At 37.6% G+C, this 24,032-nt stretch carries 17 protein-coding genes; 11 read left to right on the top strand and 6 right to left on the bottom strand.

What is annotated here, in order from left to right; all coding sequences use genetic code 11:
* Window positions 1-1,470: 1,470 nt before the first annotated feature.
* The 3 genes from IPI99_12785 to IPI99_12775 all read left to right on the top strand — a co-directional run bounded on the left by IPI99_12785 (window position 1,471) and on the right by IPI99_12775 (window position 5,013).
* Window positions 1,471-1,908 carry an IS30 family transposase gene (locus tag IPI99_12785; protein ID MBK7341391.1) on the top strand — a complete coding sequence of 146 codons (438 nt, stop codon included), beginning with the start codon at window positions 1,471-1,473 and terminating at the stop codon, window positions 1,906-1,908.
* Window positions 1,909-2,117: 209 nt separating this feature from the next.
* A complete protein-coding gene (locus IPI99_12780) occupies window positions 2,118-2,438 on the top strand; it encodes an IS30 family transposase (GenBank protein ID MBK7341390.1) in 321 nt (106 codons plus the stop codon).
* Between the two features lie 586 nt (window positions 2,439-3,024).
* Window positions 3,025-5,013 (top strand): hypothetical protein, encoded by a 1,989-nt coding sequence (locus tag IPI99_12775; protein ID MBK7341389.1) that lies wholly within the window; start codon window positions 3,025-3,027, stop codon window positions 5,011-5,013.
* 14 nt (window positions 5,014-5,027) lie between these two features.
* On the opposite strand, the gene IPI99_12770 is transcribed toward IPI99_12775, so the two are convergent.
* Entirely contained in the window at window positions 5,028-6,050 is a 1,023-nt protein-coding gene (locus tag IPI99_12770; GenBank protein MBK7341388.1) for an aminotransferase class I/II-fold pyridoxal phosphate-dependent enzyme, read from the bottom strand.
* A 121-nt stretch (window positions 6,051-6,171) separates the two neighbouring features.
* Between IPI99_12770 and lepA the strand changes: the two genes are divergently transcribed.
* Window positions 6,172-7,965: an elongation factor 4 gene (gene lepA, locus IPI99_12765; GenBank protein ID MBK7341387.1), complete on the top strand. Its 1,794-nt coding sequence runs from the start codon at window positions 6,172-6,174 to the stop codon at window positions 7,963-7,965.
* Window positions 7,966-8,047: 82 nt separating this feature from the next.
* Here lepA and IPI99_12760 read toward each other — a convergent pair whose 3' ends face one another.
* Window positions 8,048-10,144 carry a hypothetical protein gene (locus tag IPI99_12760; GenBank protein MBK7341386.1) on the bottom strand — a complete coding sequence of 699 codons (2,097 nt, stop codon included), beginning with the start codon at window positions 10,142-10,144 and terminating at the stop codon, window positions 8,048-8,050.
* 137 nt (window positions 10,145-10,281) lie between these two features.
* On the opposite strand from IPI99_12760, the gene IPI99_12755 reads away from it, so the two are divergent.
* From IPI99_12755 to bshB1, 3 genes are all read left to right on the top strand, one after another.
* A complete protein-coding gene (locus tag IPI99_12755) occupies window positions 10,282-11,556 on the top strand; it encodes an asparagine synthetase B (protein ID MBK7341385.1) in 1,275 nt (424 codons plus the stop codon).
* 144 nt (window positions 11,557-11,700) lie between these two features.
* The gene (locus IPI99_12750; GenBank protein MBK7341384.1) at window positions 11,701-12,774 is read left to right on the top strand and encodes a ketoacyl-ACP synthase III; all 1,074 of its coding nucleotides are present in this window, start codon (window positions 11,701-11,703) and stop codon (window positions 12,772-12,774) included.
* Window positions 12,744-13,502: a bacillithiol biosynthesis deacetylase BshB1 gene (gene bshB1, locus IPI99_12745; GenBank protein MBK7341383.1), complete on the top strand. Its 759-nt coding sequence runs from the start codon at window positions 12,744-12,746 to the stop codon at window positions 13,500-13,502. Before IPI99_12750 ends, bshB1 begins: the two co-directional genes overlap by 31 nt.
* A 91-nt stretch (window positions 13,503-13,593) precedes the next feature.
* Here bshB1 and IPI99_12740 read toward each other — a convergent pair whose 3' ends face one another.
* Window positions 13,594-15,282, bottom strand: a complete 1,689-nt coding sequence (locus IPI99_12740; protein ID MBK7341382.1) for an amidohydrolase — start codon at window positions 15,280-15,282, stop codon at window positions 13,594-13,596.
* Between IPI99_12740 and IPI99_12735 the strand changes: the two genes are divergently transcribed.
* The 4 genes from IPI99_12735 (at window position 15,281) to IPI99_12720 (ending at window position 19,284) form a co-directional block, all read left to right on the top strand.
* Window positions 15,281-16,258: a polyprenyl synthetase family protein gene (locus tag IPI99_12735; GenBank protein ID MBK7341381.1), complete on the top strand. Its 978-nt coding sequence runs from the start codon at window positions 15,281-15,283 to the stop codon at window positions 16,256-16,258. The two genes, IPI99_12740 and IPI99_12735, sit on opposite strands and share 2 nt — an antisense overlap.
* 205 nt (window positions 16,259-16,463) lie before the next feature.
* Window positions 16,464-17,567, top strand: a complete 1,104-nt coding sequence (locus tag IPI99_12730; protein ID MBK7341380.1) for a Re/Si-specific NAD(P)(+) transhydrogenase subunit alpha — start codon at window positions 16,464-16,466, stop codon at window positions 17,565-17,567.
* Window positions 17,567-17,869 (top strand): NAD(P) transhydrogenase subunit alpha, encoded by a 303-nt coding sequence (locus IPI99_12725; protein MBK7341379.1) that lies wholly within the window; start codon window positions 17,567-17,569, stop codon window positions 17,867-17,869. Before IPI99_12730 ends, IPI99_12725 begins: the two co-directional genes overlap by 1 nt.
* A complete protein-coding gene (locus IPI99_12720; protein ID MBK7341378.1) occupies window positions 17,869-19,284 on the top strand; it encodes an NAD(P)(+) transhydrogenase (Re/Si-specific) subunit beta in 1,416 nt (471 codons plus the stop codon). Before IPI99_12725 ends, IPI99_12720 begins: the two co-directional genes overlap by 1 nt.
* A 13-nt stretch (window positions 19,285-19,297) precedes the next feature.
* Here IPI99_12720 and ygiD read toward each other — a convergent pair whose 3' ends face one another.
* From ygiD to IPI99_12705, 3 genes are all read right to left on the bottom strand, one after another.
* Complete coding sequence (ygiD, locus tag IPI99_12715; protein MBK7341377.1) at window positions 19,298-20,173, bottom strand: 4,5-DOPA dioxygenase extradiol; 876 nt, start codon at window positions 20,171-20,173, stop codon at window positions 19,298-19,300.
* Window positions 20,174-20,900: 727 nt separating this feature from the next.
* Complete coding sequence (locus tag IPI99_12710; GenBank protein ID MBK7341376.1) at window positions 20,901-21,965, bottom strand: acyl-CoA desaturase; 1,065 nt, start codon at window positions 21,963-21,965, stop codon at window positions 20,901-20,903.
* Window positions 21,966-22,128: 163 nt separating this feature from the next.
* Window positions 22,129-23,700, bottom strand: coding sequence for a glycosyl hydrolase (locus tag IPI99_12705; GenBank protein ID MBK7341375.1), 1,572 nt, complete (start codon window positions 23,698-23,700; stop codon window positions 22,129-22,131).
* Window positions 23,701-24,032 lie beyond the last annotated feature (332 nt).

The raw sequence follows: 24,032 nt of genomic DNA, 5'->3' as shown, positions 1-24,032 counted from the left end.
GATATGGAGCAGGTATTCTGCTGGGAATTACTATATTATTCTTTTTCAATATGGTAATGAATGATATTTTGGTCGGGTAAATGAATGAGATTGAAAAAAAAGAGTTTTGAAACTTTGATTGATAACTTCTATATCAAACATTGTAATGGACATTGCTATGTTTTATGGAGTTGGCAAAGGATTCCGCTAAAGTTCCAGAATGTGCCTTATTAGGTTTCTCAAACTTGGGACTCCCCTTGCTTAGAACGCAATTTATATTTCCATCTTTTTTTAAAAGTGCGTTAAAATAATAAGCTTATTAATGAATGGGCTACATGCCAAAGCAATACAACTTACATGTTTATATTTGTGCAAAGTATAGCCCAAAAATTCTCCTAACGCAGTCAAATGAACTTAATTTAAAGATCACCTTAAACGCTTGTATGTATTAAGGTTAGAAAACTATCTGATCATACTGCTTTAAAAATCAGACACCACTGTTTAAATAATTGCCTCTGTTCTTCAAGTTAAAATCAAGCTCGGTTGCAATTTAATATTTAAAATGGGATTCGATCCTGTATGAATTCCGGGACTTAGTTTCCTGGAGCTTTTGACGTTTGGTGAAAAATATATAAGAGATAAGATATTTTGAACCAAAAGCGGTAAATTACAACTCTGAATATGGGCAGTTACTATAAAGCAGATCAAGTATCTTGGGTTGTATTAACGCTTGTTAAGAGGACCTTCTTCAGGTAGAAATTATTGTTGTTCTAATATTAGTATTAAAATTCTAATTTTTGTCTGTGAAGCAGCCTCGAGAAAGCATCGTTATAATTGATCATTTGAATTCAAAGAACCACACATCAATCCTGGAAAATTAAATTCATTTTTGTATCCCTTAGGAATGCAAAGGATTCTCAATTTATTGTTTTGGCTGGCTGTACATAAAACCTGTTTCAGAAGTTGTTTAAACCTGGTGTATCGATTTAGATTTCAATCAATCAGTTTGCAATTTAAATAAAATTATCTTGTTAGGTTTAGATTTCTTTTTTCGGCTTCATTATTGGCTTTCCTCTTGCTTATAAAAAAATGTATATATGCATATGGTACTGCTACTAATAAAACTAACGCTAGCCACCTGTTGGTTTCACTTTGAAAAAATTTATCAATAGACGCATTGATGATATTCAAAAAGAATATGGAAACAAATACATCTGTAAGAATTGAACAAAAGAGATGAAAATTATTTCTTTTTCTCGCATAATATTCCTTGTAAACTATATATGTTGAGTAATATTGAACAATTAGCGAAATTGAAAATAATAAAAATAAATTGACAAAATAAATATATGTGAACATAGTTAAGGTTTTCTAGATTATTAAAATGACTAGATTCCATAAATAAGTGCGACAGTTAATAAAACATTCTTTTGGAGAAAGACCTATTATAAAAATAGGTACTTTCCCCTCAAGATTTTTAACTGTACACAAATGTATAAACAAATCACCTACCCTCAAAGGGTATTAATTGAACAATTTAAAAGGCAAGGAATGAGCATTATTCAGATTGCTGTGGAATTAGGATATCATAGAAGCACTATATATCGGGAACTCGATAGAAACTCTTCACCTGGTTCATACAAGTTATATGGAAGCGCAAGAGCTCAGGATCGGAGTGAACAGAGAGCACAAGGAAAGGGAAGGAAGAATAAAATTACAAGCGATCTTAAAAGCAAAGTGGATCAATTACTTAAAATCAAGTGGAGCCCAGAGCAAATCGAAGGTCGAGCGAATATTGATAAGTATGAAAGGGTTAGTAAAGAGTGCATATATCAATATGTATATGAAGATAAAAGGAAAGGAGGTGATCTATGGAGTAATTTAAGACATTCCCACAGAAGTAGGCGAAGACGCAAAAAATACCTATAAACAAAGGGGAATTATCAAAAACAGAGTATGTATTGAAGATAGACCAAAGATTGTTGAATCTCAAAAAGGTATGGAGATTGGGAAGGAGATACTATAGTAGGAAAGAATCATAAGTCCCAAATTGCCAGTATGGTGGAAAGAAAATCCTTGTTTGTCAAGATCATTAAGCTGGAGTCCAAAGAAGCTAAATTCACAGCCAAAACAATCAGTTGCAAATTGAAAAATATAAAAACTTATGCCATACAATTACATTAGACAATGGAAAAGAAAATGCAGATCATCAAACATTGGCAAAAGCATTGAATACTAAGATATACTTTGCTCATCCATATTCCGCTTATGAAAGAGGTTGCAATGAAAATATCAATGGTTTAATACGACAATACTTGCCAAAAAAATCAGACTTTTCCATGCTCAAGCAAACTGACTTGGATCGAATTGAATCCCAAATAAATAATCGACCAAGAAAAAAATTAGGCTACAAAACACCAAATGAAGTATTTTTGAACCTTGTCGCACTTAAATGTTGAATTCAGCATGTTTTTAATATCGTCATTCGATAGTTTTTGATTCGAAGTAAAAGTATTTTCCCGTTCATTTTGTTTCTTATAATATGAACCATTTCTAATGGGTTTTGTCCTGCTCATATCGGAGTCACTTTACTTTGATTTAAGCCAAATTAGGCCACAATGTCTTGTGCGTTTTTTAAAGTGTGGTTCTTTTCCTTGTCGTTTAAATAGACAACTATCTGTTTTATGGCTGTCGGTTTCATTTTATTCCATCATGTCACTTTTATTTGGGTATTTAGGTGATAGGCAAATTTAACATTTATTGTGACATATGTCTAAGATAATTTGTTTTTTATGGTTTTGGTGCTATTGTTTCACTCCGGACAGAGAGGGCGTTGAGGCCGGATCATACCCTTTACTTCTATGGGGGAATTGTTAGGGATAGTCAAAGATAAATGGCTTAACGACGAAATTTCTAAAATTCTAGCTTGGTTTTCTTAGATCATGGTAGATAAGATATGAGTACTATTAATTAGTTTGTATTTTGATTTTATTTATATATATTTTCTATATTTGTAACTTGGTACTTCAAGCACCAGTTTTGTGTATGAAAAATCTTGCTTTTTTGCTTCTGGGAGTATTGTATTGCTTTAGTACAAAGGCATCATGCCCTGATTTTCAATTTGTTTGCCCTGGTGATATCACTATTCGATGTGATCAGGATTATAGTGATTTGGATCAGTTTGGAAAAGCTTACACCATTTGTCATGGGGAGCAAAAGTGGATCCATGTGTGCAAAGTAATTTATGATGTGAATAGCTGTGGAGAGGGGACGATAAAGCGATATTGGCAAGCTGAAGATACGAGTTGGCAGTTGGTAACTTGTTATCAGACGATTACGGTTACAAGCTTGGGAGCATTTTCCTATGCTGACATTACGTGGCCTTTGAATATTGAGATTGAAAGCTGTGACCCGGCGAAAGAGCTAACCAATCTTAGAAAACCTTATGACCGGCCTTACTGGCGGCAAGTGGCTTGTAGCCAACCCATGTATAATTACAAAGATGAGAAATTTGTCATCAGCCCTACCTGCATAAAGATAGTTAGAGAGTGGAAGATATTGGATTGGTGTACATATGACCCGGGTAAATTTCCTGGAAGAGGAATTTTTACCAATAAGCAAGTTATCAAACTCATCACTGTAGATCCCAATACTCGCTTGATTTGTCCAAAAGACACTATCATATATGCTGACAAAGACTGCAAAGGTGCTTTTGTGAAAATGGATAGTTCCTATACAATTAATTCTTGTGGCGTTCTTGTACCTATTTACAATACTTCAAAGTACGCTGATAAACCGGGCTCAAATGCTTCTGGATTTTATCCCATAGGGAGTTATAAGTTTTATTACGTTGCGGAAGTTGGTTGTGATCATGAAATAAAATGCGAAATCACAGTAAATGTCAGGCCTGCTATTCCTCCCACACCATATTGCCTTGACGGCGTAGTGATTGCTTTGATGCCTATAGATAACAACCTCGATGGTCAAGCGGATGAAGGGATGGTGGAAGTTTGGGCTTCGGATTTGGATAAGGGGTCATATCATTCTTGTGGAAACATACCTTTGACATTTTCCTTTTCTAAGGATATAAATGACAGGTCACGAGTTTTTACGTGTGATGATTTGGGGGTTAATGAAGTCGAAATTTGGGTAACCGATACTGCAGGGAACCAAAACTTATGTCATACTCATATCGATATTCAAAATAATACACAAATACCAAATTGTGAACCAGACAGTTTGATTGCTCATCAAATGGATTGGTTCCTTTTGACCAACAAATCATTTGAAGGATCTTTGGTGTTAAGAGAAGAAGGCGGATCGCAAACTACATATGCCGAAACGTCACAATTAAAAAGTAAATTTAATCATGTAAAGTCTCGGACGACATATGTACTCAGTACTGATGATTTACACAAATTGGATGAAAGTTCAATTGATCACAATGATTACATGGTATTGAGAAATATTTTGCTAGGAAAGAAATTATTCTCCGGCCTCGAAGAAAAATTGAAATCAGATATCAATTCAGATGGAATAATAGATCGTAAAGATTTGCAGCTTTTGAGTACATTTTTGAATTCTGCAAAAAATAATCAGATAAATCTGCCCATAAAAATATTGCCCCTCACATATCTTGATCCATCTGGCACGGCTTGGAATTTGTCGGACATACACACTTCGTTTCGGATAGACAATTTGGAAAGGTACAATAACGCTGAGTTTGTACTATTGCAAACTGGTGATTTGTCCTCAAATTCTGCTGTTCAAGCTGAGAAATTTGAGGAAAGTGATGGAACTGAACTAATGGAAAATCTGGTCAGGAATAATTTGAATTTAAAGGATTTTGGCAGTTTAAATTTTACAGCTAATCATATTTTGGATTGTGAAATCTATAATTTGCAGGGGCAGTGTATTTTTCATTCAGGGAATCAAATAAATACATTGGGTATTACAGGTAGTCAGCTGATTATCTACAGAATCCATTTGGACTCAGGTGAGACGAAATCAGGTAAATATTTTTACACAAGATAGAATTTAGCCTATCATTAAATAGATTCAAGTAAAAAACACACTTCTTCGACCATTTTTTCTTGAATATCGAGATGTGTGACGAACCTCACCAAATTTTTTCCAAATGCTGAAGCATGAATATCGTGCTGATGTAGTATTTCAATGAATTCGTTCGGAGAAATATGATCCTTGAGTGCAAAGATGACGATGTTAGATTGGACAGGGATGATTTCTTTTACGAAACTACATTTCTTGAGAGCAATTTCTATACGTTTTGCATGGACATGATCAATGGCTAGTCTTTCGATATGATGATCCAGAGCATAGATTCCAGCTGCTGCAATTATTCCTGCCTGTCTCATTCCACCACCCATCACCTTCCTGATTCGCCTTGCTCTTTGTATCATTTCATTGGTACCTACCAAAACGGAACCCACTGGAGCCCCTAGACCTTTTGATAAACAAATTGAAATGCTGTCAAAATATTCGCCATAGTCTTGACTATTAGTATGGCTTTCTAGTAAAGCATTAAAAACTCGCGCTCCATCACAATGGAAAACAAGGTCATTTTTTTTACAAAAGTCAGATAATTCTCGTAGTTCATTTTCAGTGTAAAATTGGCCACCGGCTCTATTGCAAGTATTTTCTATCACAACCAGGCGCGTCCTCGGCAACCAATCCATGGGAGCTTTTATTTGACCTTCAACCAATGACACATTGAGTTTTCCATTTATCCCAGGAATGGGGTTCACTGCAATACCACTATGGAAGGCATATCCGCCGACCTCGTATTGAAATACATGCGAATGTGTCTCGCATATCATTTCATCCATAGGAACGGTGTGGGCCTTGATGGCGATTTGATTCGTCATAGTACCTGAAGGGCAGAAAAGTCCAGCTTCTTTGGAAAACATGGCAGCCATTTTACTTTCTAAAGCAGCAACAGTCGGGTCCTCTTTGAATACATCATCACCTAAATCGGCCGAAAGCATTGCATTTAGCATTGCCGGAGTAGGCTTTGTCACTGTGTCACTAATGAGGTTTATCCGATATTTCATTGTATAACTTATTATTGGAGTTTTTGTTAGTAAATAAAGCAAATATATAAATAAAAGATATTCAAAAACTTAGCATCAGAGCTCCAATAGATGTTTATTTTTGCGGTTTAGAAATCGGACCATGGATTTGATTAGAAATTTTTGTGTCATAGCACACATTGATCACGGCAAAAGTACTTTGTCGGATAGATTACTGGAATATACTAAGACTATTGCTGAGCGTGATATGCAGGCACAAGCTCTGGATGATATGGATATTGAAAGGGAAAGGGGAATTACTATAAAAGCCCATGCAATTCAGTTGAACTACGAACATACTGACCGAAAAAAGTATACCTTCAATCTCATTGATACTCCTGGCCATGTGGACTTTTCTTATGAAGTCAGCCGCTCTATTGCTGCTTGTGAAGGAGCACTACTTTTGGTAGATGCAACGCAGGGAATACAAGCTCAGACGATTTCAAATTTATACTTAGCCATAGAGCACGACCTTGAAATCATACCTGTGCTTAATAAAATTGACATGGAGAGCGCAATGATTGATGAAGTCTCTGAGCAAATTATTGATCTGATAGGTTGTAATAAAGAAGATATCATTCTCGCAAGTGGAAAAACGGGAATTGGTGTACCAGAATTGATGGCAGCTATTGTCAATAGAATTCCATCACCTAAAGGTGACCCGGCAGCACCACTTCAAGCTCTTATTTTTGACTCGGTATTTAATTCTTTCCGAGGCATTATTGTCTATTACAGGATATTGAATGGTTTGTTGAAAAAAGGAGATAAAGTCAAGTTTTTCAATACAGGCAAGGAGTATGAAGCTGAAGAAGTCGGTATTTTGAAAATGAATTTGCTTCCTAAGTCTCAAATTGAATGCGGTGATGTAGGGTATATTATTACAGGTATTAAAGAGGCAAAAGAAGTTAAAGTGGGGGATACACTTACCCTTTCTGCAAATCCTTGTCGCGAAGAAATTAAAGGATTTGAAGACGTCAAGCCCATGGTATTCGCCGGAATTTATCCAATTGAAAATGAGTATTTCGAAGACTTGAGAGACAGTCTCGAAAAACTGCAACTCAATGATAGCTCCCTTGTATATGAGCCAGAAACTTCCATTGCACTGGGTTTTGGATTCAGGTGTGGATTTCTTGGGATGTTGCACCTGGAGATTATACAGGAGCGCTTGTCGAGGGAATTCAATCAAGAAGTGATTACTACTGTACCCAACGTATCTTACAAAGCTAGGACAACGAGCGGTGAAGATCTGGTGATCCATACGCCTAATGATCTTCCTGAACCCAACCACATTGAGTTTGTCGAAGAACCATATATCAAAGCTCAAATTATTACAAAACCAGAATACATCGGCACCATTATCAAACTTTGTATGGATAAAAGGGGTGTTCTGATGAAACAGGATTATCTGACTACGGAGCGTGTTGAACTCCAATTTGAGATGCCACTTGCAGAGATTGTTTTTGATTTTTACGATCGACTGAAATCTTCGACAAGAGGTTACGCTTCATTTGATTACCATCCAATAGATTATAGGAAATCTGATATTATCAAGATGGATATGAAACTGAATGGTGATAATGTGGATGCATTAACTGCCCTGGTTCATAGAACTAAGGCTGAATCAGTAGGAAGACGTATGTGCGAAAAGTTGAAAGAATTGCTTCCTAAGCATCAGTTTGTCATTGCAATTCAAGCGGCGATTGGTGGAAAAATTATTGCGAGAGAAACTATTTCTGCAATGCGAAAGGATGTAACGGCCAAATGCTATGGTGGAGATATTTCCCGTAAAAGAAAATTATTGGAAAAACAAAAAGAAGGTAAGAAGAAAATGCGACAAATTGGTTCGGTTGAAGTCCCGCAGAAAGCCTTTCTCGACGTACTCAAATTAAATGATTAGTTTTATTTGCGAAATTTATTTCTAACCCAGATTAATCGTGTTTAACTTAATTTAAAATACTACCGAAATTTTAATTGCTATATTAATAACTACCCCAAAATCGTCTCAAAAACCATTCTAACGCGAGGAGTAAAAATATCAGAAAAAAGAGGATTTTTTCATCGAGCAGACTTTTGATATGTAATGTTTGATACACGATAGGTTTGCTGTTGTCCTCTTGAAGCAAATTGTTTGTAAGTTCTTGCCAATTATTTTTGAGGATGGAAATACCGCCCGTTTTTTCAGATATGGACCTTAAGAGATTATGATCTGCCATCACATTTTCGGTTTCAATATCTAATTTACTGACACTGAATTTGCCATCCTGGGTCCATGATTTTCCGTTCCACGATGTCTCAGCTTTGTAAGAGTAATCACCTGCAGCCAGATTGCCCAATTGTAATTCGTAAATATTGTCTTTTTTCCCAAAAGTGTAAGGATATTTTTCTCCTGTATTTTTAAAAAGTTGAAAATTGACATCTGGCTCATTGATACGTTCATAATTATCATTATACAGTTCAGCATTCAGTACTATATTTTCAGTTTCATCATACAATCGCTTATTCTGACTAACTTTAAACTTGCGTTTATCATCTTTTGTCGATGTGAACTGTACCGTTTTAGAAATAATTTCATAGAAAAGTTCAAAATTATTCTCTTGTAAATAGTTGTTAAATTTCCATTTCCATAATCCTTCTCCGCAAATCACTGCTGATTTAGATCCGGTTTGATCTTGCATGATCCATAATGGATAATTTGTTTCTATTTTTCCAATTTTCTGAAATAAAAATACCTGAGCGTTTGGATTTAGTTTATAATTGCCAAAAGGGGCTGAAAGTGGTGGCAATCTATCAAAGGTCTGAGAAAGTTGATCTGAAATTGTGAAGGCAGAAAAACCTTTTTTGAATACTGCTTGAGCATCATTCATGGATTTGTTGCTGCCGGTAATTTGGACAATATCCTGAATGTTGTTGAATGAATTCAAATCCGTTTGAGCTCCTATAATATAAAGTAAAGGGACACCTGCATTTTTCAGTTTCTGTATTTGTGATAAATCATCCGATGCAGAAGAAGGACACTGGTGTAAGATCGCCAATGCATATTTTTCTATTCCTTGGATCGAAGATCCGGTATAGTTGACATCAACTTCATAATTTTTATTGCTCAGTAGAGCCTCACGCATTGCTGCTATGTCAGGATGAGCGGATTGCGCATAGATCAGGATTTTTTTTCTAGCGTCCAAAAATTCTACAAAGAACTCTCTACTGTTATTTCTCGTATTCCGTTCTCCTGAGATTGACGAACACTGGATTAGAAATTTCTGAAGTCCCGGTTTGTCAGCCTGAATGACAAATTCCTCTGTTTGGAATGAATAATCACTTTCAATATTCCTGATGCTTTCTTTCAATGTTTTCCATTTGCCATTATCCCACTGACTGAGTCTGACATTGTACTTATTGCCTTTAGAAAATGATGACTGTATATCGCATTCCACTGCAAATTGATCACCTGTGTAAATTATTTCATTATGAAAAATCCGCTGTACTCTCAAATCTTTCTCTTGAGTACTGTCACCTAGCAATACAGTATGTACTTTTACACCGCTAAGCAAGGAATGATAAAGAGGATTTTTGCCAGCATTATAAATTCCATCTGAACACAAGACAACAGCTTTTAAATTTTGAAGGTCTGACTGATCTTGAATATTGTCAAAAATTTGAGTGATATTTGTTTTTTTGTGATTACAGTAGGGAGAAAATTCAGTGACAATATGATCGCCAAATCCCAGCCACTTGACATCATATTTTTGTTTCCATTTATCGGACTCCTTTTCTTGATCTTTATAGTAGTCGGACATCCACTGAGAATCCCGCACACATAACGAAGCAGTCATATCCTGTGCTATGACAACTAAGGGTTTCTTGATATCTTGTTCATATTTTTTGAATAGGGGATGGAGCAGCAAAAAGAAAATCAAAAAACTGGCTAAAAAACGTAGAGATGCTAAAATCAATTTATGCCAGAAAGGCCGTTCAGAAAATTGCCTTGATTTGTAATACACGAGAAGGGAAACGAATAAAGCCGCTCCTATACAAAGGAAAAGAAACCAAGTCGGGTACTGAAAACTAAATTGATCCATTTTGCGTTAGAAAGGACATGCAAATATCGTCATTTTCGAAGAATGCTTCTACGCCAAAGTGGCAAAGCTTCCATTCAGACAATTTGTTGCGCCAATTGTTTATCATCTTGTCAAAATACAGACCGCTTCGCATCCAACTGCTAAAATATAGCGCAGTTGGACTGATATTTTTGTACAGCATAACTTTATCCGCTTCGTATATGCTTTTACCCATGGATCTTAAGCAAAAGGATCATTTGAAAGCTTATGGTATTTGTTATTGGGTAATTTCTAATCAAGTTGAGGCATACTGGTTACTGAATTACCGAGGGGGAAGTTTTGCTTTTCCAAACACACGTACATTTGAAAAGGAATGTATCACCAGAGGAGTGAGTTATGAAATCATCTCCGACGCTGAGTTTGATCGAATTCGACTTGAGATTTCTGACCCTGAAATCAATCAGGAGGTAATGAAATTGGAAAAAGTACCGAAAATCGCTGTTTATACACCGGAATTCAACGAGAGGGGGGAGCGGATTCAACCATGGGATGATGCTGTAACTCTTGCCCTTACCTATGCAGAAATCCCATTCGATAAAATATATGACAAGGAGATTGTCACTGGGATGCTTGCGAAGTATGATTGGTTGCATCTACATCATGAAGATTTTACAGGTCAATATGGGCGATTTTATGCAAACTATCACAATCAGGAGTGGTACCAAGAGAATCAAAAAAGGCAAGAGCGTCTTGCTGCTGAACTAGGATTTGAAAAAGTATCTCAACTGAAATTGGCGGTTGCTAAAAGTATAAAATTATATGTAGGAGGAGGAGGCTTCATGTTTGCTATGTGTTCTGCTACGGATTCCTATGATATCGCTCTTTCAGCAGAAGGATTGGATATTTGTGCACAATACTTTGATGGTGACGCAGCTGATTTGAGCGCAGGTTCAAAGCTTGACTTTTTGAAAACATTCGCTTTCAGGGATTTTACTTTAGTGGATAATCCATTGGAATACGAATTTTCTTCAATAGATAATACCAGATTCAGGAGGATAAGTCCAGATAACGATTACTTTAATTTATTTGACTTTTCAGCCAAATGGGACCCCGTTCCTACTATGTTGACCCAGAATCACACCCGAACAGTGAAAGGATTTATGGGACAAACCACTGCATTTAGAAAAGAATTCGTGAAGCCGGATGTGCTTATTTTAGGTGACACAAAGGCAGCTGATGAAGTAAGGTATATACATGGTACATTTGGTTACGGTACCTGGACATTTTATGCTGGACATGATCCTGAAGATTATCAGCATCAGGTAGGTGATCCGCCTACGGATCTGAGCCTACATCCGAATTCTCCGGGGTATAGACTCATTTTGAATAATGTCTTGTTTCCGGCTGCTAAAAAGAAAGAAAAGAAAACCTGATCAAGGATTATTATTGTAATCAGTTGTTACTTATAAAGTGTACCATAGGGTTTGTGGAGCCAACAATAATGATCTACATTTGTCATTTCTGCATGGCATTTACTGATTATCTGATTAATATGTGTATTTAGCTTTGGGAAATAGATGAATTCTACAATTATGAATACAAAAACCAAAGTGGCCGGATTGGGATATTATGTTCCTGAAAGAATTGTAAAGAACAGTGATCTCGAAGCTATCATGGATACAACTGATGCTTGGATAATAGAGCGTACAGGAATTCAGGAAAGAAGGTATGGCAACCCACATCTGGAGACCACAACAACCATGGCAGCAAGAGCTGCTGAAATTGCCATTCAAAGAGCTGGTCTTGAGAAAGAGGAGATAGATTTTATCATTTTCGCAACTTTAAGTCCTGATTATTTTTTTCCCGGATGTGGCGTTTTGCTGCAGCGCGAGCTTAAAATGACAGGCGTTGAATGTGGTGCATTGGACATTAGAAATCAGTGTTCTGGTTTTATATACGGGTTGTCCATTGCAGACCAGTTCATCAAAACCGGACAATACAAGAATATATTGTTGGTAGGGGCAGAAATGCATTCTATGGGTTTGGATTTTACCACGAGAGGGCGTAATGTTACCGTGATTTTTGGTGATGGTGCAGGAGCGGTTGTGTTGCAACCGACAAGAGAAGAAGGTGGCATCCTTACTACTCATTTACATGCCGATGGTACTCATGCTGAAGAATTAGCTTTTATTAATCCGGGTTGTCATGGCGGTTATCACTTGGGTAAAGAAAGGTTTGGTTATCCTGAACAAGAATACGGCGGGATTTTTCTGACCGAAAAAATGTGGGAAGATCAGGACATTTTTCCCAATATGAATGGTCAATTGGTTTTTAAAACTGCAATAACCAAGTTTCCTGAGGTCATTGAGGAGGCATTGAACAAAACATCCTTTACTAAATCAGATATTGATCTTCTGGTGCCGCATCAAGCCAACCTTCGAATCAGTCAGTTCGTTCAAAAGAAACTTGGCTTGAAAGATGAACAGGTGTGGAACAATATTCAGAGATATGGTAACACAACGGCAGCATCCATACCGATTGCACTTGCTGAGGCTTGGGAAGCCGGAAAAGTTCATAAAGGAAATTTAGTTTGTTTGGCTGCCTTTGGCAGTGGTTTCACATGGGGATCGGCATTGATAAAATGGTTATGAAAGAAGTAAAACCAGTAGATATTTTAGCAATAGGTGTTCATCCGGATGATGTGGAGTTGGCATGTTGTGGCACATTAGCTTTGCAGATTGATCAAGGAAATACTGTTGGACTACTGGATCTTACCCGGGGTGAAAAAGGAACCAGAGGGAATGCAGAAATTCGCACTCAGGAAGCATTTCAATCGGCTAAACTGATGAGTGCAGCTTTCAGGTATCAGTTGGATTTAGATGATTGTTTTTTTGAATATAATAGTGAAAACATAGTTTCTATTGTGAAGATCATTCGAGCCTCCAAACCCAAAATTGTTTTTGCAAATGCTTTGTCAGATAGACATCCGGACCATGGCAGAGCAGCTAAATTGATTAGAGACGCCTGTTTTTATTCAGGTCTAATCAAAATTGAAACTGAATGGAATCAAGAGCTTCAAGAAGCATGGCGTCCGCAGGCTGTATACCATTATATTCAAGATCATCAAGAAAAGCCTGATTTTGTCATGGATATCTCAAAGTATATTGACAAAAAAATAAAACTTATTTCTTGCTTCAAATCCCAATTTTATAATCCTGAATCTACAGAACCAAATTCTCCAATTTCTTCAAAAGAATTTATGGAATTTGTCCGCTCAGCTTCGCGTGTAATGGGTAGATGGATCCATGTGGACTATGGAGAAGGATTCCATCTTGCCAGACCGGCAGGATTGAAGAATATTTTTCATTTAGATCTTTAATTTTGTAATTACTAGTTGATTCCAATAGGAAAATTTTCTGCTTCATTCGGAGCGGCTGATAACTTATTCGTTATATGATTTGAGTTTTGGATTATCTAATTTTAATTCCATTTAAATAAACTGATAATACCTGCGTCCCGGGAATGTCAGCTTCCTTGCAATGCAGCAAATCTCTGTCTAAAACGATGATATCGGCAGATTTGCCGGGAATCAAACTGCCTGTTCTTTTTTCATGAAATGATGCATATGAGTTCCAAATAGTATATGATTTCAAGGCTTCAACTCTTGTCATGGATTCTTCTGGAAAAAATACCAAATCATTGTCCAGACGTCGCCGTGTGACAGAAGCATAGATACACTCAAAAGGGTTTATGCTTTCCACTGGCGCGTCAGTACCATTCGCTAGCCTCGCATGGTGATCCAGAAGGCTCCTCCATTTGTAGGAGGTTTCCTTCGCACGTTGGATGCCAAGACGTTTGCTAACGAAAGGAGCGTCACTGGTACAGTGAATTGCCTGTATAGAAGCAATAATGTTTTGCTCTGCAAATCTTGGAATATCACTGGGATCGATATGCTGGGCATGTTCAATTCTCCATCTCAGATTTGGATTTGGGTAGGATCTGAAAATATTTAACACCTCTCTATTGGCCCGATCCCCGATGGCATGAGTACACAACTGGAGTTTGCGATCAAAGCATATTTTTGCCACAGAATCAATGGATGAAATAGTCATAGTATTCTGACCGGTACTTTGTGGATTGTCGGCATAGGGACTCAGCAGCCATGCCCCATAGGAACCCAATGCTCCATCTATGTAAAGTTTGATAGACTTGCATGAAAACATGTCTTCATTGGAGGAGTGAAATGGGATTTGATCAATGGTGCGCATGATTTCAGGATAATTATCAAAATGCATGAAAGAAAGTTTGATCTTTTGTTTTCCTTCCTGAAATATCTGGTATAATGCATTCAACTCTTCTAAAGTTACTCCGGCATCCTGAAAACTGGTTATTCCATATTTGAGTGCTTCTTCTGTAGCAGATTGAGCATACACTTTAATCTTTTCCTGATAAGTTTTCTTTTGAAATTCTCTCAGCGGTCTTGTGATCAATTCCATTGCATTTTCTTCGAATACTCCTGTTATTTGGCCGCGATCATCCTTTACTATTCTACCTCCAGCAGGAGCTACACTTTCTTTGCTGATTCCCGCAATATCCATCGCCATTTGATTTGCTATTAATCCGTGACCGGAAGCATGAATGAGGACCACAGGATTTTTACTTGTAAAGGAGGATAGTTGATCATGGTAAGGATATGAGTTTACAGAAGGATGAACTGGTTTGTCCCATTTGTCCTGATGCCAACCTCTGCCTTCTATCCATGCACCGGAATCGATTTTTTCCGCAAAATGACTGGCAAGTAACACTATTTCGTCCCAATTTCGTGCATTTTGGAGTTGAAGATTATTCAGGCTTTTTCCAAGAGATAAAAAATGTGCATGGCCTTCATGTAGACCAGGCATAGCAAATTTACCTCCTAGGTCAATTACTGTAGTTTGATCAGTTTTGTAATTCAAGATTAGATCAGTTTCTCCAACCGCTATGATATTGTGAGATTTAACTGCAATAGCCGAAGCGAATGGAATACTATCGTCAGCAGTGAAGATATTTCCATTTACGAAAATCAAGTCTGCTTTTTCACTTACCTTGCATCCATAAAAATTGCTTAAGTAGAGTGGAACCAGCCACCAGTATTTCAGGAAAATATAAATGCCCCTCATGTCAGCAAATGTAAGTTCATTTGAAGAGCTATTAGGTATTTACGAAAATTTTTACAGACAGAATGTAAAACATCTCCAACCCACTTCGCTTTACGAGCCGGTCCGTTACATGATGGATCTTCCTGGGAAAAAGATACGGCCTCTTGCAGTTTTGTACTGTGGAAATTTGTGTGGAGCAAACCATCAAGATACACTGAAAGCTGCTTTAGGTTTGGAATATTTTCACAACTTTACTCTAATTCATGATGACATCATGGACGAGGCTACCACAAGAAGAGGGCACACAGCCGTCCATATCAAATATGGTGTCCCCGCATCCATTTTGGCAGGGGATGTAATGATGATTGAAGCTACCAAGTGGATATCCGAAGCCGGAAAACACTTTAATATTCTAGATCTTTTCATGACAACTTCAAGGGAAATTTGTGAAGGTCAAGCTATGGATATGGACTATTCCCTCATCACTCCTTCTACGAATGAATACCTTGAGATGATAAAATTGAAAACAGCCGTTCTTTTGGCTTGTGCTTTTCAAATGGCTTGCACTCTTGGCAACCAATCAACAGTGATGTGCAAATTGTTTTATCAACTAGGAATTGAGACGGGTTTGTGTTTTCAAATAAAAGATGATTGGTTGGACTTGTATGGTGACACGCATTTAACCGGAAAAAGGAGGGGGGGAGATATACTGGCAGGAAAAAAGAACATACTTTTCTTAGAGGCATTAGCAGCTGCAGACAGTAAAGACAAGATCAGACTTGAATTTCTGTTTTCAGCTAACTGCCCGGCAGATTTGAGATTTGCTGAAGCAATTGAAATCTATTCAAAGTATAATATCAAGGATAGAGTGGCAAATGTGGAATCCCAGTATTCTGATAGAATCTGGACATTAATTGATGAAATCGGAGCCATTGATCCTGTATGTTCTGAAGGTATAAAGCCATTTATCCAGCTCATTATAGAACGTTCATTCTAGGCTTGAGGCGCATAGAATACCAATTTTGGATATTGATCTCACTTAAAAAGGAAGACATTGCATGTTTCTATGGAGGGATCTTATTTCCCAAAGAGCTAACTTTAATAAGCTTGATTCATAGAAGAGGAAATTCTCTTTAATACCTGTTATATATTTTGCGCTTTGGGTGAAACCAAGTACTTTTGCACCTTAAATTTTTTTAGCTTTGAAAATAGCTGTATTAAAAGAAGGCAGACCTGGTGAAAAAAGGGTTGCTCTGACACCAAATATTGTAAAACAATTACTTGCAAAGGGTTTTGAAGTAAACGTAGAGTCGTCTGCAGGAGAAGCCTCTGCATTTCAAAATTCGGATTATGAAGCTGCAGGCGCTTCCATCAAACTTACTGCAGGTGATTGCATACATGGTGCTCAAGTAGTGGTAAAAATCAACCACTTCACAGAAAGCGAAATCCAAATGTTGTCTGCCGGTCAAATCGTAATGAGTTTGATGTATCATTTGACCAATCCTGAGTATGTAAAGAAGCTTGCGGAAAAGTCCGTCTCTGCATTTTCAATGGATGCTATCCCCAGAATCAGCCGTGCTCAAAGTATGGATGTATTGAGTTCGCAGGGTAATCTTGCAGGATATAAGGCAGTCATATTAGGTGCAGAAAATATGACTCGGATATTTCCTTTAATGATGACAGCTGCAGGGACTATTACTCCATCTAAAGTCTTGATTTTCGGAGTAGGTGTGGCAGGACTCCAGGCAATTGCAACGGCAAAACGATTGGGTGCGGTTGTAGAAGCTACAGATGTCAGGCCTGAAACCAAAGAACAAGCAGAGTCATTGGGGGCAAAATTTATTACGGTTAAAGATGATGGTGTTAAAGTAGAAGGTGGCTATGCAAAAGAAGTGACCGCAGAATATTTGGCAAAGCAAAAAGAAGCTGTCAATAAGTCATTATATCAAGCTGATCTGGTGATAACTACGGCACAGGTAATGGGTAGAAAAGCCCCTGTTTTGATCACTGATGAACAGGTAAAAAATATGAAGTATGGTTCTGTCATAGTCGATATGGCGGTAGAACAAGGTGGAAATTGCGAATGTTCAGAGCTGGACAAAATCGTTGTCAAGCATGGTGTAAAAATTGTTGGACTGGGCAATCTTCCCTCTACTTTAGCTACTAATGCGAGTGAACTCTATGCCAAAAACCTGCAAAATTTATTGCTACATCTCGCTGATAAGTCAGAATTCAAATGGGATTTGTCGGAAGAAATTACATCGGGAACTCTGATCGTGCATAATGGTAAAATTTTAAAGTCATAATCATGGGAATTTTAGATTTTATACGCTCCAATATTGAGATGATATACCTTGTCATTCTCATGATATTCGTAGGGATCGAGTTGATATCACACGTACCTTCTGTATTGCATACACCTTTGATGTCAGGGGCTAATGCCATACATGGCGTGGTCATTATCGGAGCGATAATAGTGACAGGCCAAGCACATGGAACTTTAAGCCTGGTGCTAGGCTTCATAGCTGTGGTGTTGGGCACACTCAATGTTGTTGGTGGATTTGTCGTCACAGACAGAATGTTAGAAATGTTTAAGAAAAAGAAATAATGGAATCTATACTGGTACTAATTTATTTGATTGCATCCGTAACCTTCATGATCGGCTTGAAAATGTTGTCCAAGCCGGATACTGCTCGCAAGGGAAACTTGATTGCAGCTGGTGGAATGGTCCTTGCTATATTTGCAACCATTTTTCTCTATCGGGATGCTCATGGGAATTCATTGCATAATCTCATTTGGATTTTTGTTGCGTTGATTATCGGTACCATTGTTGGTTGGATCATGGCAAAGAGGGTCCAAATGACTTCCATGCCTCAGATGGTTTCTTTTTTTAATGGAATGGGAGGAGCTTGTGCTGCTTTGATATCCATAATTGAGTACAATCATTTGATGCAATTGCAAGAAACAGGATCAACTGTTGATTCCTCCGCAAAAATTATAGTCATTTTGGCAGGATTGGTGATAGGATCCATTTCATTTGCCGGTTCAATTATTGCCTTCGGTAAATTGGAAGGAAAGATCAATGATTATAATTTACCGGGTCAACAAGTTTTCAATATCGGGCTTCTCTTGTCTATTTTAGTACTGTCAGTATTATTTTATCTAGGTATAGTTTCAGGCAGTCTATGGTTTTACATCATCCTTGCATTATCATTGATGTATGGAATATTGTTTGTCTTTCCTATCGGAGGAGCTGATATGCCTGTAGTGATTTCTTTGCTCAACTCTTTCACAGGAGTAGCGGCAGCTTGTGGTGGATTTTTATATGATAACTATGTAATGTTAATCGGAGGAATCCTAGTTGGCTCTGCAGGAACCATATTGACAGTAGCAATGTGCAACGCCATGAATAGGTCGCTATTGAATGTACTTGTTGGTAATTTTGGTGGTGGTGCTGCTTCTACCGGTGTTGCTGCGGGTCCTACTGGAGGTTCAACTAAAGAAATTGCCAGATCCGATGCTTCGATATTGATGAAGTATGCAAAGAAAGTTGTCATCGTGCCTGGATATGGATTAGCCGTGGCTCAGGCCCAACACATTTGTCATGAATTGGAGTCATTGCTTGAAGATTCGGGAGTTGAAGTAAAATATGCTATCCATCCGGTAGCAGGTCGAATGCCGGGCCACATGAATGTTCTTCTTGCTGAATCCAACGTAAGTTATGATAAACTCGTAGAGATGGAAGACATCAATCCTGAATTTAACACCACAGACGTTGTGTTGGTCGTTGGTGCAAATGACGTAGTCAATCCAGCTGCGAAAACTGATCCTTCGTCACCTATCTACGGAATGCCAATCCTTGAGGTTGAACAAGCTAAGAACGTGATCGTCATGAAACGATCCATGAAAGCAGGTTATGCGGGCATTGACAATGCGCTTTTTTATCAACCAAAAACCTACATGTTGTTTGGAGATGCAAAAGATACTCTGACCAAATTGGTTGCTGAGATCAAATCGCTTTAATTCAGTATTTAGATTAAGATATTTTTACTGAAGTCATAGTGAGTGAACCACCTACAGCTTTGTCATTGTAAAAAGTGGCATTTTCATTCTTTTCCTGAAGAGCTAAAGTATAAAGCAACGGAATGTAATGTTCAGGAGTCGGAATAGCAAGTTGAATAGCTTTGTCTTGGCTCTTATAATCGGCCAGAGATAGATGGTTGTGGTTGGTGATGTTTTCCTTCATCCAATTGGAAGCTTGTTGAGCCCAATCAAAAGCATAATCTTCATTCAGTTTATTCCATGCAACCATACCAAGGTTGTGAACCAAATTGCCACTTCCAATGATCAAGACTCCTTTTCTTCTTAAAAAGCTGAGATCTTTTGCAAATTTGTAATGTTCTGAAGCCGATTTTCTAATATCCAAACTCAATTGAATTACAGGAACATCCGCATGTGGATAGAGATGTTTTACCACACTCCAACACCCGTGATCTAATCCCCAGGACATATCTTTTTGAGTGGATATCAACTTTTGGCTCAGCTCTTGGGCTAATTCAGGAGAGCCTGGAGCAGGGTACTGTACCTCGTACAAAGCCTGTGGAAATCCACCAAAATCATGGATCGTTTTAGGATTGGACATTGCAGTCACCTGGGTTCCATTGGTTTCCCAATGAGCTGACACACAAAGTATTGCTATCGGTTTTGAAATTTCTTGACCGATCTTTCTAAAACCTTGGACAAACTCATTTTCCTCGATGGCATTCATAGGAGAGCCATGACCCAAAAACAATGCTGGCATTAAATCCGTATTCGGCAATTCCTGCCCGGTCTTATAGAGATCGTATAATTTGTACATAGCTCCAAATGTTGGTAATAACGCCAAAGATTGGATAAACCTTTTTCGATTCATAATCATGCAGAAAACGCGAATATATGCTTCTCGGTTCACTAGTCTGAGTCAAACTTAGGCATCGTGCAAAACCATAGCAAAGGAATGACTAACACTCCAAGCAGGAGAGCAATCCACTTAGTCGTAATTCAAGAAATATTTAGTTGGCTTATGTTGGATCCAAAATGGAACTGACTACGAATAATCTAAAACGTTGTTCTCCTCGTGTAATGCACTTTGAAAAAAGCAAAAATAAATATTATTCCTAAATCGAGAACTTTAAGAATCGTACAGTCTGATCTCTATTTGAAAATTTCTATTTTAGAGTTAGGTATCAACACAGGTTTATTTGAATTATTGAATATCTAAAACGACGTTCTTTTAGGAATGGAAAATTGGATCTCAGTCAAGATTAGCAAGTAGATCTCACTAAGATTCCATTTTTTTGTATAAATTATCCAACAATCACTGTTTGGCTATAAAAGCAGATGAGTGAAATAAACCTGGTCTCTTAGATTAGAAACAGCTAGTATTTTAGACATCTTCAATGAAATAAAATTTACGATTATTAATTTGATCCGATTATTTTCAAAATGTCTAGCTCTTAGATATTCCCTTGAGTATAATTCATGCTTAAGGGTTTGCCTGATTATGGTTCAGATCAATAAGATTAAGATAAATATTTTTAAAAAATAATGATTACTACCCTAATTATATCTTACACATAAATTCTTGGGTCGATATTTATCTATGCGATTCCCATTTTTTTAAGATGGCGCGTATGTGAAACAATGGCATTCCATACATTGGAATATTCATTGTATTTTATTTGAAACTCATCACAAGTTTCCCGGATGATCTTACTGATAGCCGGATAGTGAACATGCGAAATTTTTGGAAATAAATGATGCTCGATCTGAAAATTTAAACCTCCCACGAACCAGGAAACCATTTTGCTTTTTGTAGCAAAATTAACCGTTGTATTTACCTGATGAATGGCCCATTCATTTTCAATTTCATGTGTGGTCTCGGTTGGCTCCGGAAAGCTTGCTACCTCAACAGTATGCGCCAACTGGAACACTACGCTCAAAATTAAACCTGCAGTAAAACTCAGTACCAAGTACCCGATCAGCCAAGGCAGAAATCCAACAAAATAAATAGGTATCACCAGCATGATGACAAAGTAAACGATTTTTGCCAGCCAAAATGTAAAGTGTTGTGTTATTTTAAAATTTTGGATTTTTATGACACCAATTTTTCCTGAGAAATATTTTCGGAAATCAGAATAGAATACCCAAAATATCAAAAGCAGAGGATACAACATCCAAACATAGATGAATTGAAATCTATGTAAAAGGTGCCTGCCCTGAGCTGGACTCATTCTTACAAAAGGCTGGAGATCGATATCATCATCTACTCCTGCAATATTAGTATAAGTATGATGGATGACATTGTGTTTAGTGTGCCACATCAGAGCACTTGCTCCCAATAAATTAACTGAGTTTGCTGCAATAAAGTTAATGAATTTTGAATTGCTGAATGAGCCATGCCCACCGTCATGCATAACATTGAATCCAATACCGGCTGTCAAAACGCCGAGTACCAAACATTCTAAAATGCCGAGCCATGGGTTTGGAGTGAAAAACACCAATTGCGTGTAAAGCAAAAAATATGAAAGCCAGAGCAAGATCGCTTTGAAGTATAAGCTCCAATTCCCGGTTTGAGATTTCCTTTTTGATTCGAAATAAGCCTGCACTTTTGTTCTAATGGCTCTGTTGAAATCGGTATGATTAACATTATGAAATCGTGGGATATAATTTGATTCTGACACTTTTATACTTTTGGTTGGTTCTATCAATAAAATTCAAATCTTATGCAAAGAACGCTTTTTTTTACTAATTTAAGATATCTTTATTGCAAAATATCAAAAAGACATCATATAAATATCATGGCGCATTTGTTAATTGTTTAAACGCTTATTTATCCGAATGAATTATTATTTTTCGAGATTCATACAGGCGATTCCCAAGATAGATTTGCAATACATAGGTAGCGCTCGTGAGCTGCAGTTTTCCTGTATCAAGTCTTTCAACATATTTTCCATATTCTTTTGGCTCCTGATCGAGAAATTTATAAATGGTATTACCTCCTAAATCCTTTAAAATTATACTGACTTTGCTGGATTTTCGCAATTTATATGATACCAATGTGTATTCTGATCCCGGGTTAGGGTAGTTTTCGAAATCGATCTTGGTAACCGACAGATCATCATTGGTTTGTGAACTTAAGAGTTTATCGTGTGTCAGCAAATCTGTCCAAATGCTCAACTGGCCTTTGTGTAATCTTGTCCAGATAGGTCTCACGATTCCAGCGTGTGCCGTAATATTTGTATAATCACCAAAGAAAACATTTGGACTAGGTACAAATGGAGAATCACTTATTTTTTTATTGGTGAAATTTTGTCCTCCGTCAATTGAAAAGGCAAGAAACACATCAGTACTGTCTCCTTTCCTATTCCTCCGATCATAGAAAATGCAATACAAATTCCCATTGGTTTGATCAATTGTCATCCAAGGGAAAAACTGTTGAGCCGTTCCAGTGTCATCATTTATTTTCTGTGGGGCTGACCAATGGTCACCTTTGTCGGTTGATTTTGCAAACCAAATGTCAGTATCATTCTCTCCATTCCTTTGGTCTGCCCAGCAAATGTATATAGTTCCCCTGTTTGGGCCATTGCTTTGGTCACACAAAGTGATGGGAAGACCATTTGCTCTAAATATGCCGCTGACATTATGATCCCAACCAAAGGGTATGGGGTCAATTTGTGATTCATGAGGCAACCAGGTTTTTCCACCGTCAAAGGAACGATTGAAAACTAAACCTTTCGGACCGGCCCATGAGACATAAACTTCTCCTTCCGGCCCCACAGCAGGAACTGCCCCTTCTGTGGTGTTGTCACTATCCACACAGTCTCCAGCTATTTGGTTAAGTCTTATGGGAGTAGTCCAGGTCTCGCCTTCATCGATTGACTTTGAAAACAGAATCGTACTGCTATCATTTGGATTGCTGCTTCCGTAAACATCAAATTGCGTCCAGGTCAAGTAGATTGTGTTTGTCACAGGATCAATTGCGCACCATTGCTTGTCTTGCGCTTTCTCATCATTGAGACCGGTAAAACTGCCATCGTTCCAAGTATTCCCATGATCAGATGTCTTTTGGCATATAATCCTATCTATCCAATTGCCGGTATCTGGGTTAGAAAGGTGAAAAAAATAAAAATTTCCTGCAGTATCCACAGCGAGGCAAGGATCCCCCCATACTCCTAGACTGGATTTTAGAATTGAAGCTGTCCAAGTTCTGCCGGTATCTGTGCTGATATAGTAATTGTTGATATTTGAAGCCGCCATCATCCTGGCTGGATTTTTCGGATCCAGAGTTATCGAAGGCTCATTCGGGTTGTGCTCATTACTGATCAATACATTCTGGCTATTCAGGATGTGGGGGAGCGCGATGCTAACGAGCATCCAAAGTCTAATTTTAATTGACATAAATGGCTTTTCAAAAATCAAATTTAGCCCAATTTTTGCTTTGCGATTCGTCGAGTTTGGCAAAAGGGCAAGAAAAATACACTGAAGTTTATAAAGGTCCAAAATACTAAAATGTTTGTTTTGGTAGGACCAGGTTCAAGCAGCAGATATCAGAGCGGCTACTTTGAAGGATTGTAATCAAGTATAGTCGAATTCATCTTTTATAATTGTTGTTCTATTAGGTAAAAATCCTCTGGAGTCTTTGAAATTGACTCGTTCTAGCCTTCTTTTTTCAGGCTTTTTTGTCTATTTAGTGTTTTGTAATTTATATTTTTTTGCTGACCGCTAAGCTT

It is taken from the genome of Saprospiraceae bacterium (assembly GCA_016710235.1).
Taxonomy (GTDB): Bacteria; Bacteroidota; Bacteroidia; order Chitinophagales; family Saprospiraceae; genus Vicinibacter.
Note: the sequence above shows the minus strand (reverse complement) of the source record. Positions and strands in the feature narration are given on the sequence as shown.